The organism is Ensifer adhaerens, from assembly GCF_002940685.1.
In the GTDB taxonomy this organism is placed as follows: domain Bacteria; phylum Pseudomonadota; class Alphaproteobacteria; order Rhizobiales; family Rhizobiaceae; genus Ensifer; species Ensifer adhaerens_E.
In genome coordinates, this window is the sequence record NZ_PNFP01000001.1 from 121343 (window position 1) to 133178 (window position 11836).

Here is an 11836-nt window from a genome sequence, read left to right on the forward strand (position 1 = left end):
ATTCGCGCGGCGGCTGTGACAGCCGCCGCGTACCGCGTCGACACCCGCCGCTTCGCGCGCGGGTGTTTCGAAGACGATTCCGTTTCGGGGCGATATGGGCTAAAAGCGCCGCATGGCAAAACGAGTCACCGGCCCCGAAATCGAAAAACTCATCCAGCTCCTGGCGAAAGTGCCGGGGCTCGGGCCACGCTCCGCACGGCGCGCGGCCCTGCATCTCGTCAAGAAGAAGGACCAGTTGCTGGGTCCGCTCGCCGACGCGATGGGCGAAGCGCACCGCAAGGTCCGCATCTGTTCCTGCTGCGGCAATGTCGATACGATCGATCCCTGCACCGTTTGTTCGGACGAGCGTCGCGACCACTCCGTGCTCATCGTTGTCGAGGACGTGTCCGATCTCTGGGCACTGGAGCGCGCCGGCGCGATGAACGCCGCCTACCACGTGCTCGGCGGCACGCTCTCGCCGCTCGATGGTGTCGGCCCTGACGATCTCAACATCAAAGGCCTCGTTCAACGCGTCGCCAATGGCGGCGTGCGCGAGCTGATCATCGCCGTCAACGCCACCGTCGAGGGCCAGACCACGGCGCACTACATCACCGACCAGCTCGAAGGCTTGGAGGTGAAGATCACCCGGCTTGCCCATGGCGTGCCGGTCGGCGGCGAACTCGACTATCTCGACGAGGGCACGCTGGCAGCCGCCCTTCGCGCCCGCACCTCGATCTGAAGGGATGCCGATGCGTTTGAAGTCACTTGTCCGTTCATCGCTTGCCGGTCGTGCAAGGGGTAAGCGCCCCGCGCGCCTCCTTGCAGCTGTCGCCGCGTTCCTCGCTCTTCACCTTCCCGCGCACGCCGCCACCAAGGCGGATGTCGAAGCGCAGTTTCGCGTCTGGCTTCAGAACGAACTCTGGCCGGAAGCGCAGAAATCAGGCATTTCCGCCGGATCCTTCAAGGCGGCCTTTGCCGATGTGAAGCTCAACTGGGACCTGCCGGACCTGGCGCCGCCCGGCTTTCCGAAGCCCAAGGAGCAGAAGCAGAGCCAGGCTGAGTTTTCCTCGCCCGGCAGCTACTTCTCGGAAAAGCGCTTGCAGGGTCTGGCAGCAACCGGCCGCAGCCTTGCCTCCACCCATGCCTCGACCCTGAAGAAGATCGAGCGCACCTACGGCGTTCCGGCCTCGGTGATCGTCGCCATCTGGGGCCGCGAATCCGGCTTTGGCCGCGCCAAGATCCCCTATCCGGTCGTAGACGTGCTCGCGACCAAGGCCTTTATGTCGACGCGGCCGGATCTCTTCCGCCGTGAACTGATCGCGGCGCTGCACATTCTCGACAGCGGCGATGTCGACGAGGCGGCGATGCGCGGCTCCTGGGCCGGCGCCATGGGCCAGCCGCAGTTCATGCCGTCGAGCTTCCTGCAGTATGCCGTCGATTTCGACGGCGACGGCCGGCGCGATATCTGGAATTCGGTGCCCGACAGCCTGGCGTCGATCGCCAACTATCTCGTCAAGAAAGGCTGGCAGCGCGGCCGCGACTGGGGCTTCGAGGTGTCGATCCCCGACGCCGTCTCCTGCGCCCAGGAAGGGCCGGATCTCGCCCAGCCTCTGTCCAGCTGGGCAAACAAGGGCATCGTCAGGATTTCCGGCAAGGCCTTCCCGTCGCACGAACTTTCGGCATCCTCGATGATGCTGGTGCCGGCCGGCCGGCACGGGCCGGAATTCATCGTCACGCCGAATTTCTACGTGCTCAAGGAGTACAACAACTCCGACCTCTACGCACTGTTCATCGGCAACCTCGCCGACCGCATCGCGACCGGCGGCGGCGCCTTCCGTGGGACGTGGGGCGATGTCGGCAACATGCTGCGCTCGGACGTCCTGAAGATGCAGAAGGCGCTCGTCGCCAAGGGCTATGATGTCGGCAAGGTCGATGGCCTTCCCGGCTACAAGACCCGTCGTTCGCTCGGCGACTGGCAGGCAAAGAGCGGCCTTGCCGCCACCTGCTTCCCCGATGCCTCGCTGAAGGCGAAGCTGCGCTAGGTCATCGCAGCCAAGGCGCTGACTTCCCGACCCGATAAATCGAAAAAGGCCCCACGGGGCCTTTTCTGTTGCATGGGTCGATGTGGGCGTAGGAGCCGGCACAAGCACCTAGTGCATGTCCACATTCACCTGACGCTTGTAACGCTCGTAATGCGTCGGCACGATCGTCTGGCGCTCGATCATCCGGTGCACGCGCGGTGGCGCCTTGCCGCTGTGCAGCGCCGTCAGCCGGTCGCCGATGGCGGCGTCCGCCTGGGTGCGCCGCTGGTTGTGGCGCACATATTCGACCCAGGTCGGCACGTGGTAGGTCTCGGTCCAGGTGGTCGGGTTTTCGAGGTCGCGCATCAGCGCCCAGTGTCCGGCGCCGTCGCGGATGCGGATGCGCCGCCGTTCCGCCATCGTCGTCAGGAACTCGGGGATGTCGTCGTCGGCGATCTCGTAGTCGATCATGATGACGATCGGGCCGCTGCGTGGTTTCAGGTCCAGTTCGAGCGGCGGCTCGTTGAAGCGGTTGAGCGGATCGAGGTTCAGCGACGTGAACTCGGGCAGGGGCAGGCGGAATCCGACCACGACACCGGCAAACATCAGCAGACAGGAGCCCATCAGCGCGTTGGCCGCGCCATATTGCTCGGCCGCCGTGCCCCAGAGCCAGCTGCCGCCGGCAATGCCGCCGAAGGTCATCGTCTGGTAGAGCGAAAGCGCCCGGCCGACGACCCAGCGTGGCGTCGAAAGCTGCACGGTGGTGTTGAACAGCGACAGCGCCAGCACCCAGCAGGCGCCGGAGACAAGCAGCGCGAGACAGCTCAGCCATGCATAGGTGCTCCAGGCCGTGATCGCGGCGCTGGCGGCAAAGCCGGTAAAGGCGATGCGCACGATCGCCTCGCTCGAAAGCTTCTCGCGCAGGCGGGCGGAGAGCAGCGCCCCACCGATCGCGCCAAGGCCGAAGGCGCCGAGCATCAGGCCGTAGGTGAGCGGCCCGCCCTTCACGAGATCGCGGGCGACGAGTGGCAGAAGGGCGAGGATCGCGCTTGCCGAGAGGCCGAAGAGGAAGCCGCGCAGCAGTACCTTGCCGATGTTGGGCGACATCGCGACATAACGAAGACCGGCCGAAATGGCGCGGCCCAGCGTCTCGCGCGGCAGCGTGCTTGTCGGCACCTCGCGCCGCCAGCGCACCAGTGCAAAGAGAATGGCGAAATAGCTGAGCGTGTTGGCGAAGAAGGCAGCCGCAGCCCCCAGCGCCGCAACGATCGCGCCGCCGATCGCCGGGCCGACGCTGCGGGTGATGTTGAAACCCATGCTGTTGAGCGCCACGGCCGCCGGCAGGTCGTCGCGCGGAACCATGTCGCCGACCGAGGCCTGCCAGGACGGATTGTTGAGCGCCGTGCCGCAGCCGATGAGGAAGGTAAAGAGCAGGAGCAGCCAGGGGGTGATCAACCCGACATAGGCGCAGATCGTCAGAAGCGCCGAGACGAAGAGCATGAAACACTGGGCCACCAGCATGATCCGCCGCCGGTCGAAATTGTCGGCAAGCGCGCCGGAGACCAGCGAGAAGAGCATGATCGGCAGCGAGGTCGAGGCCTGCACCAGCGCCACCATGTTCGCCGATGAGGAAATCGAGGTCATCAGCCAGGCGGCGCCGACCGATTGGATGAGGCCGCCGAAATTGGAGGCGAGGCTCGCGATCCAGATCGTGCGGAAGATGTCGTGCTTGAAGGGGGCAAGCGGCGAAATACGGGTTGGCACCTCGTCTTCTCTCTTCGTTCTTGATTGTCGTCTCGAAGCGGTTCGTTTCCTGTTATAGGCCTGAGAACGCGAAGTGCCACCCGCTGAAACTGACCTTGTCGGTGAAGATGCTCGCCGGCGTGTCGTCCGCCCGTTCGCGCCGGGCGGCCCAATGCCTTGCAATTTGCGGCGATGGGGCGTATATGAGCCTCAAATTCTTGATCGGTAGATGAAGAGTGGGCCCGTCAGGACCCGCTCTTTTTTATTAGCCGGTCCGATGAGGAGATGATCGTTTGTCCGATACGACAACGGCTGAAAATGCAATTGAACCGCGCCTGATCACCGAAACCGGCCTCGACCAGCGCATTGCCGATATCATCGAGCCCGTGATCGTGCCGATGGGTTACCAGCTCGTGCGCGTGCGCATGTCCGGCCAGAACGGCCTGACGCTGCAGATCATGGCCGAGCGCACCGACGGCACCATGACCGTCGAGGACTGCGAAGAGATCTCCAAGGCCATTTCGCCGGTACTCGATGTGGAAGATCCGGTCGACAAGGCGTATCATCTCGAAGTGTCGTCGCCGGGCATCGACCGCCCGATGGTGCGCAAGTCCGATTTCTTCCGCTGGCAGGGCCACCTGCTGAAATGCGAGACGTCGGTCCTGGTCGACAGCCGCAAGCGGTTCCGCGGCAAGATCGTTTCCGTCGACGACGACGGTTTCCGGCTCGAGCGCGACCAGGTTGCCTATGGCGAGGAACCCGTCGTCGTGATCCCGTTCACCACGCTTTCCGAAGCGCGGCTGATCCTGACCGACGAGCTGATCCGCGATGCGCTGACGGCCGACAAGAAGGCCAAGGCTGCGCGCGCCGCGAACGAAAATTTCGAAGACGAAGATTCACCTATTGAGGAATAAGCCGGGCGGTGCGTGAAGCCCCCTGCAACCCAACGGAGACAAGACATGGCAGTCAGTGCTAACCGGCTCGAGCTTCTGCAGATCGCGGATGCCGTCGCGCGCGAAAAGGTGATCGACCGCGAAATCGTCCTGGCCGCGATGGCCGACGCGATTCAGAAGGCCGCCCGCTCGCGCTATGGGTCGGAATCGAACATCCGCGCCGACATCAACTCCAAGACCGGTGAGATCCGCCTGCAGCGTCTTCTGGAAGTGGTCGAGAAGGCTGACGATTATTCCACGCAGATCCCGCTCGAGCTCGCTCGCGATCGCAACCCGGACGCCAAGCTCGGCGACTTCATCGCCGACCCGCTGCCGCCGATGGACTTCGGCCGCATCGCCGCCCAGTCGGCCAAGCAGGTCATCGTGCAGAAGGTGCGTGAAGCCGAGCGCGACCGCCAGTTCGACGAGTTCAAGGATCGCGTCGGCGAAATCGTCAACGGCACGGTCAAGCGCGTCGAATACGGCAACGTCATCGTCGACCTCGGCCGTGGCGAAGGCATCATCCGTCGCGACGAGATGATCCCGCGCGAAAACATGCGCTACGGCGACCGCGTCCGCGCCTTCGTCTACGACGTTCGCCGCGAGCAGCGCGGCCCGCAGATCTTCCTGTCGCGTACCCATCCGCAGTTCATGGTGAAGCTCTTCACCATGGAAGTGCCTGAGATCTACGACGGCATCATCCAGATCAAGTCGGTTGCCCGCGACCCGGGTTCGCGCGCCAAGATTGCCGTTGTCTCGAACGATAGCTCGATCGATCCGGTCGGCGCCTGCGTCGGTATGCGCGGTTCGCGCGTCCAGGCCGTCGTCGGCGAACTTCAGGGCGAAAAGATCGACATCATTCCGTGGTCGCAGGATCCGGCATCGTTCATCGTCAACGCGCTGCAGCCGGCCGAAGTCGCCAAGGTCGTTCTCGACGAGGATGCGGAACGCATCGAAGTGGTCGTTCCGGACGAGCAGCTGTCGCTTGCCATCGGCCGCCGCGGCCAGAACGTTCGCCTTGCTTCGCAGCTGACCGGCTGGGATATCGACATCTTGACCGAGCAGGAAGAGAGCGAGCGTCGCCAGAAGGAATTCACCGAGCGCACCAACCTGTTCATGGACGCGCTCGACGTCGACGAGATGGTCGGCCAGGTTCTGGCTTCCGAAGGCTTTGCCGCCGTCGAGGAGCTTGCCTATGTCGATCTCGACGAGATTTCGTCGATCGACGGCTTCGACGAGGAGACCGCCAACGAAATCCAGACCCGCGCCCGCGAGTACCTGGACCGGATCGAGGCGGAAATGGATGCCAAGCGCAAGGAACTCGGCGTCGCCGACGAACTGCGTTCGATCGATGGCCTGACGAGCCAGATGCTCGTTGCGCTCGGCGAAGAAGGCATCAAGACGGTCGAGGACTTTGCCGGTTGCGCCGCTGACGATCTGGTCGGCTGGAGCGAGCGCAAGGACGGCGAGACCAAGCGTTTCGAAGGCACCTTCTCCAAGCTCGACGTCTCGCGCGCCGAAGCTGAAGCCATGATCGTTCAGGCCCGCCTTGCTGCCGGCTGGATCACGGAAGAGGACCTGGCGAGCGAAGAGGTCGAAGGCGAAGAGCCGATCGACGTTGCCGAAGGCGCCGAGCAGGACGCTTAAGGGCGATGACCGTCTCTGATGATGCCGACAGCCTGCCTTCGGACGTTCTTCCCCTGGACGGGGGTCCGAAGGATCGCAGCGGCAGCACGCGGACCTGCATCGTCACCCGCGAAAGCGGTTCGCCCGACGAGTTGATCCGCTTCGTGGCCGGTCCTGACGGCAGGGTCGTTCCCGATCTGAAGCGTCAGCTTCCGGGGCGCGGCTGCTGGGTGAAGGCCGAGCGGGCGCTGATCGAGAAGGCGGTGGCGAAGAAGTTCTTCGCCCGCGCACTCAAGGCGGACGTCAAGGCCGACGCGACGCTCGCCGACGATGTCGACCGGCTGCTTTGCGAGCAGCTGGCCGGAATGATGAACATGGCGCGCAAGGCGGCCCAGTTCATCTCCGGCGCGACGAAGACGGAGCAGGCCGTGCGCGGTCTTGCAGCGCTTGCCGTGTTCCACGCGGCCGATGCTGCCGCCGATGGCGTGCGCAAGATAGACCAGGCCCGCAAGGCGATGAGCTTCGTGGCCGACGACGAAACGGAAATACCTTCGTTCCGTCCCTTCACCGGGGCGGAAATGGAGGGCCTTTTAGGAAGTAATGCTTTTATCCATGCCGCAGCGCTTGCAGGGCAGGCGGGTGAGGGTGTAGTGAAGCGCGCAATCATGCTCGAAAAGTACCGAGGATCCGTCCCGGTCCGGGCCGAAGGCGGCGCTGGCAAGCCACAGCAATGACGCGCGTCACCGGCAAATGCCGGCATCGCGGGTGTTGCTTGAGACAAATTGGAAGACGGGGTCGGGTGATACGCATCCGGGCCTGATCGCTAGGAACGGAACGGAATGACCGACGACAAAGACGACAAGACCATCAGCGTAGCAGGCAAGAAGACGCTGACCCTGAAGCCCCATGGGGTTCAGCAGGGAACGGTGCGTCAGGACATGGGCCGCGGCCGCACCAAGGCGGTCGTGGTCGAGACCAGGAAGCGCCCGACCTCTTTCACCCGACACAAGGATGAGCGGCCGATCACGCCCGTGAGCGCGGCTCCGGCTGCACGTCCGGCCGAGCAGCGCCCGCCGCAGCCTTCGGGCCGTCCGGCGCCGCAGCCGCAGGTCCATCAGCCGCGCCAGGAGCAGAACCGTCCGCGTGGCGTTGTCCTGAATGACCTGTCCGCCAGCGAGATGGACGCCCGTCGTCGTGCCCTGGCGGAAGCTCAGATCCGTGACGCCGAGGAAGCCAAGCGCCGCGCCGAAGACGAAGCCCGTCGCCAGCGCGAGGAGGCAGAACGCGTCGTTCGCGAAAAGGAAGAGGCGGCACGCCGCGCTGCTGAAGAAGCAGCGCAGGCCGCTTCCGAGAAGGCGGCCGCGCCGGTTGAGGAACGCGCCCCCGTGGCTGCAGCGCCCGCTGCCGCCGTCGAGCGTCGCCCCGACAATCGTCCGCAGTCGCCGCGTCCGGCGGCACCCGCTGCCGCGCCGCAGGCGCCTGCCGGTGCTGCCGCCCGTGGCCGCCGTGGCGAGGAAGACGACGATCGCGGTTCGCGCAGCAATGCGACCCCGGCGCGCGGCAAGGTCGTGCGTCCCGAGCCTGCCAAGGTTCCGGCCCGCCCGAAGGGCGACGACGGTCGTCGCCAGGGCAAGCTGACGCTCAGCACCGCAGGCGACGAGGATGCCGGCCAGCGCGCCCGTTCGCTGTCGGCCATGCGTCGCCGCCAGGAGAAGTTCAAGCGCAGCCAGATGCAGGAAACCCGCGAGAAGATTTCCCGCGAAGTCATTCTGCCTGAGACCATCACCATTCAGGAACTGTCGCAGCGCATGTCCGAACGTGCCGTTGACGTCATCAAGTACCTGATGAAGGAAGGCCAGATGATGAAGCCGGGCGATCTGATCGACGCCGACATGGCAGAACTCATCGCCGGCGAGTTCGGCCACACGGTCAAGCGCGTTTCGGAATCCGACGTCGAAGAGGGCATCTTCAACGTTTCGGACTCGGAAGAGGAAATGCTGCCGCGTCCGCCGATCGTTACGATCATGGGTCACGTCGACCACGGCAAGACCTCGCTGCTCGATGCGATCCGCCATGCCAACGTGGTGGCCGGCGAAGCCGGTGGCATCACCCAGCACATCGGCGCCTATCAGGTCGAGCAGAACGGCAACAAGATCACCTTCATCGACACCCCCGGCCACGCGGCGTTCACCGCCATGCGTGCTCGCGGCGCCCAGGCGACCGACATCGCGATCCTGGTGGTTGCGGCTGACGACAGCGTGATGCCGCAGACGATCGAATCGATCAACCACGCCAAGGCGGCGGGTGTTCCGATCATCGTTGCGATCAACAAGGTCGACAAGCCGACGGCCAACCCGCAGAAGGTTCGCACCGAACTGCTGCAGCACGAAGTCTTCGTCGAATCCATGGGCGGTGAAGTCCTCGACGTGGAAGTGTCCGCCAAGAACGGCACCAACCTCGATAAGCTGCTCGAAGCGATCCTGCTTCAGTCGGAAATCCTCGACCTCAGGGCCAATCCGAACCGGACGGCCGAAGGTACGGTTGTCGAAGCCGAGCTCGACCGTGGCCGCGGTGCGGTTGCGACCGTGCTTGTCCAGAAGGGCACGCTGCGTCCGGGCCAGATCATCGTCGCCGGTGATCAGTGGGGCCGTGTGCGCGCGCTCGTCAACGATAAGGGCGAACACGTCAAGGAAGCCGGTCCGTCCATGCCGGTCGAGGTCCTCGGCCTTTCGGGCACGCCGGCTGCAGGCGACAAGTTCGCCGTCGTCGAAAACGAAAGCCGTGCTCGCGAGATCTCCGAATATCGCCAGCGTCTCGCCCGCGAGAAGCAGGTTGCCCGTCAGTCCGGCTCGCGCGGCTCGCTCGAGCAGATGATGACCCAGCTCCAGACCTCCGGTCTCAAGGAGTTCCCGCTGGTCATCAAGGGCGACGTGCAGGGTTCGATCGAAGCGATCGCCGGTGCCCTCGACAAGCTCGGAACCGACGAAGTGCGTGCGCGCATCGTGCATTCGGGTGCCGGTGGTATCACCGAGTCCGACATCTCGCTCGCCGAAGCGTCGAACGCCGCGATCATCGGCTTCAACGTCCGCGCAAACTCGCAGGCCCGTTCGGCCGCCGAGCGTGCCGGCATCGAGATCCGCTACTACAACATCATCTACGATCTGGTGGATGACGTGAAGGCGGCGATGTCGGGTCTGCTCTCGCCGGAGCGCCGCGAAACCTTCCTCGGCAACGCCGAGATCCTGGAGGTGTTCAACATCACCAAGGTCGGCAAGGTCGCGGGTTGCCGCGTCACCGAAGGCAAGGTCGAGCGTGGCGTCGGCGTCCGTCTGGTTCGCGACAACGTCGTTATCCACGAAGGCAAGCTCAAGACCCTCAAGCGCTTCAAGGACGAAGTCTCGGAAGTCAACGTCGGTCAGGAATGCGGCATGGCCTTCGAGAATTACGAAGACATCCGCGCCGGCGATACGATCGAGTGCTTCCGCGTCGAGCACATCACGCGGACGCTTTAATGGGGCTGAAAGCCCGGCAAATCTGCACAACGGCGGCCTTGGCCGCTGTTGTGTCGTTTTGGTGGGAGCCGGCCTTTGCGGAAGTCTGCGACAAGATCTATCCCGGATGGGATGGGCGGGAATTCTCAGTTTTCAACGAGGCGGCCGCGTTTCTGACCAACTGGGTCGGCCTGGCGGCGCTTTTCTGTCTGGCGATCGGCTCGACGGTCTTGCGCCTGCGGGCGCTGCTTTGGGTCGGGAGCCTTCTCGGCGGTCTCCTCTTGCTGATGGCCGTCACATCCTGGGGAGATGCCGGGCACCAGGTATGGCAGTCCGCCATCAAAGAGGGTTGCGCTCACCCGCAGTTCGAGTTGATCCATCTGCTGTCTGCGTCGGTGTTGACCGCTATGGGCGTTCTCCTGGGCCTGCGTCAAAGAAGGCGGGCACGGTCAATTGGGACTACCCGCGCCTGAGGCACGGATGATAACTACGTTAAAGAGTAAAACGGTTTGCTGCGCCTGGAGCGGGCGCAGAACCTTGGAAAGTCAACGACCATGAGCAAAGCTACATCCTCGGCCCCTTCCCAGCGCATGCTGCGCGTCGGTGAGCAGGTGCGCGCTGCGATCACCCAGGTTCTGCAACGTGGCGAGGTCCGCGACCCCGTGATCGAGAAGACCGTCATCGCGATCTCGGAAGTGCGCATGTCGCCGGACCTCAAGATCGCCACGGCCTATGTCACGCCACTCGGCGTGCCCAACCATGCCGAGGTCATCGAGGCGCTGAACCGCAATGCCAAGTACATTCGCGGCCGTCTCGGCCCGCAGCTTCGGCAGATGAAATACATGCCCGACGTTCGTTTCCGCGACGATACGAGCTTCGACAACTACAAGAAGATCGATGAGCTGCTGCGCTCGCCGGAAGTCAGCCGCGATCTCGACCAGACCAGCGAAGACGAAGAATAGTAGATTTCATGTCCAAACCGCGTAAGCCCAAGGGCCGCCCGATCTCGGGCTGGCTGATCCTCGACAAGCCGCTCGACTTCGGCTCCACCGAAGCCGTCTCGAAGATCAAGTGGCTGTTCAAGGCCCAGAAGGCCGGTCACGCCGGCACGCTCGATCCACTGGCCTCCGGCATGCTGCCGATCGCGCTTGGCGATGCGACGAAGACCGTCCCTTACGTCATGGACGGCCGCAAGATCTACGAATTCACCGTCGCCTGGGGCGAAGAACGCTCGACCGACGACCTCGAAGGCGAAGTCACCCATTCGTCGGCTGATCGGCCGAACGAAGAGGCGATCCGCGCGCTGCTGCCGAAATACACCGGCGTCATCAGCCAGGTGCCGCCGCAGTTCTCGGCGATCAAGATCGATGGCGAGCGCGCCTACGATCTCGCCCGCGACGGCGAGACGGTCGAAATCCCGGCCCGCGAGGTCGAGGTCCACCGGCTGACACTGCTTGGCGCGGCACCCAACCTCGCCCATTTCGAGATCGAATGCGGCAAGGGCACCTATGTCCGGTCGATCGCCCGCGACATGGGCCGCGATCTCGGCTGTTTCGGTCACATCGCCTCGCTGCGCCGCACCTTCGTCGCGCCTTTCGGTGAAGAGGACATGGTGCCGCTTGCCGACCTGGTGGCCCTGGAAAAGATCGAGGACGACCAGGAGCGTCTGGCCGCACTTGACGCCTATCTGATCGAGACCGGCGAGGCGCTTTCCAACCTGCCGCACGTGCCTGTTAACGACGACCAGGCGCACCGCCTGAGAATGGGCAATCCCATCATCCTGCGCGGCCGCGACGCACCGCTGGCGACGCCCGAAGCCTATGCCACGGCGCGCGGCAAGCTGGTCGCGATCGGAGAGATCGCCGAGGGCGAGTTCCGCCCGAAGCGGGTTTTTGCCGGAAGCTAACCGCCCGGAACCGTTTGCCTTTGCTCAATCCTTGACGCATGATCCCGGCATGGCTTCCCAGTCCATCCGAGGTGATTCCGTTTCCCTGTCGCGTTTCGTTGCCTTTTGGCGGTTGCGCCGCATGCGGTGGCGTGCGCC

10 protein-coding genes are annotated in these 11836 nt (G+C 64.3%); 9 read left to right on the forward strand and 1 reads right to left on the reverse strand.

Going from position 1 to position 11836, the window contains the following annotated elements:
• The first annotated feature begins 112 nt into the window (after positions 1–112).
• On the forward strand, positions 113–718 hold the full coding sequence (recR, locus tag C1A35_RS00630) for a recombination mediator RecR (protein ID WP_104662452.1): 606 nt from the start codon (positions 113–115) through the stop codon (positions 716–718).
• A 10-nt stretch (positions 719–728) separates the two neighbouring features.
• A complete protein-coding gene (locus tag C1A35_RS00635; protein ID WP_104662893.1) occupies positions 729–2021 on the forward strand; it encodes a lytic murein transglycosylase in 1293 nt (430 codons plus the stop codon).
• A 108-nt stretch (positions 2022–2129) separates the two neighbouring features.
• Here the strand turns inward: C1A35_RS00635 and C1A35_RS00640 are convergent, their stop codons facing one another.
• Positions 2130–3764: an MFS transporter gene (locus C1A35_RS00640; protein WP_104662453.1), complete on the reverse strand. Its 1635-nt coding sequence runs from the start codon at positions 3762–3764 to the stop codon at positions 2130–2132.
• 272 nt (positions 3765–4036) lie between these two features.
• On the opposite strand from C1A35_RS00640, the gene rimP reads away from it, so the two are divergent.
• From rimP to truB, 7 genes are all read left to right on the forward strand, one after another.
• The gene (rimP, locus tag C1A35_RS00645) at positions 4037–4657 is read left to right on the forward strand and encodes a ribosome maturation factor RimP (RefSeq protein ID WP_104662454.1); all 621 of its coding nucleotides are present in this window, start codon (positions 4037–4039) and stop codon (positions 4655–4657) included.
• A 45-nt stretch (positions 4658–4702) separates the two neighbouring features.
• Positions 4703–6322, forward strand: a complete 1620-nt coding sequence (gene nusA, locus C1A35_RS00650) for a transcription termination factor NusA (protein ID WP_104662455.1) — start codon at positions 4703–4705, stop codon at positions 6320–6322.
• Between the two features lie 5 nt (positions 6323–6327).
• On the forward strand, positions 6328–7035 hold the full coding sequence (locus C1A35_RS00655) for an RNA-binding protein (RefSeq protein ID WP_104662456.1): 708 nt from the start codon (positions 6328–6330) through the stop codon (positions 7033–7035).
• Positions 7036–7140: 105 nt separating this feature from the next.
• On the forward strand, positions 7141–9813 hold the full coding sequence (gene infB / locus C1A35_RS00660) for a translation initiation factor IF-2 (RefSeq protein WP_104662457.1): 2673 nt from the start codon (positions 7141–7143) through the stop codon (positions 9811–9813).
• Entirely contained in the window at positions 9813–10265 is a 453-nt protein-coding gene (locus tag C1A35_RS00665; protein WP_104662458.1) for a hypothetical protein, read from the forward strand. Before infB ends, C1A35_RS00665 begins: the two co-directional genes overlap by 1 nt.
• Before the next feature lie 81 nt (positions 10266–10346).
• A complete protein-coding gene (gene rbfA, locus C1A35_RS00670; protein ID WP_104662459.1) occupies positions 10347–10754 on the forward strand; it encodes a 30S ribosome-binding factor RbfA in 408 nt (135 codons plus the stop codon).
• Between the two features lie 8 nt (positions 10755–10762).
• A complete protein-coding gene (truB, locus tag C1A35_RS00675) occupies positions 10763–11698 on the forward strand; it encodes a tRNA pseudouridine(55) synthase TruB (RefSeq protein ID WP_104662460.1) in 936 nt (311 codons plus the stop codon).
• Positions 11699–11836 lie beyond the last annotated feature (138 nt).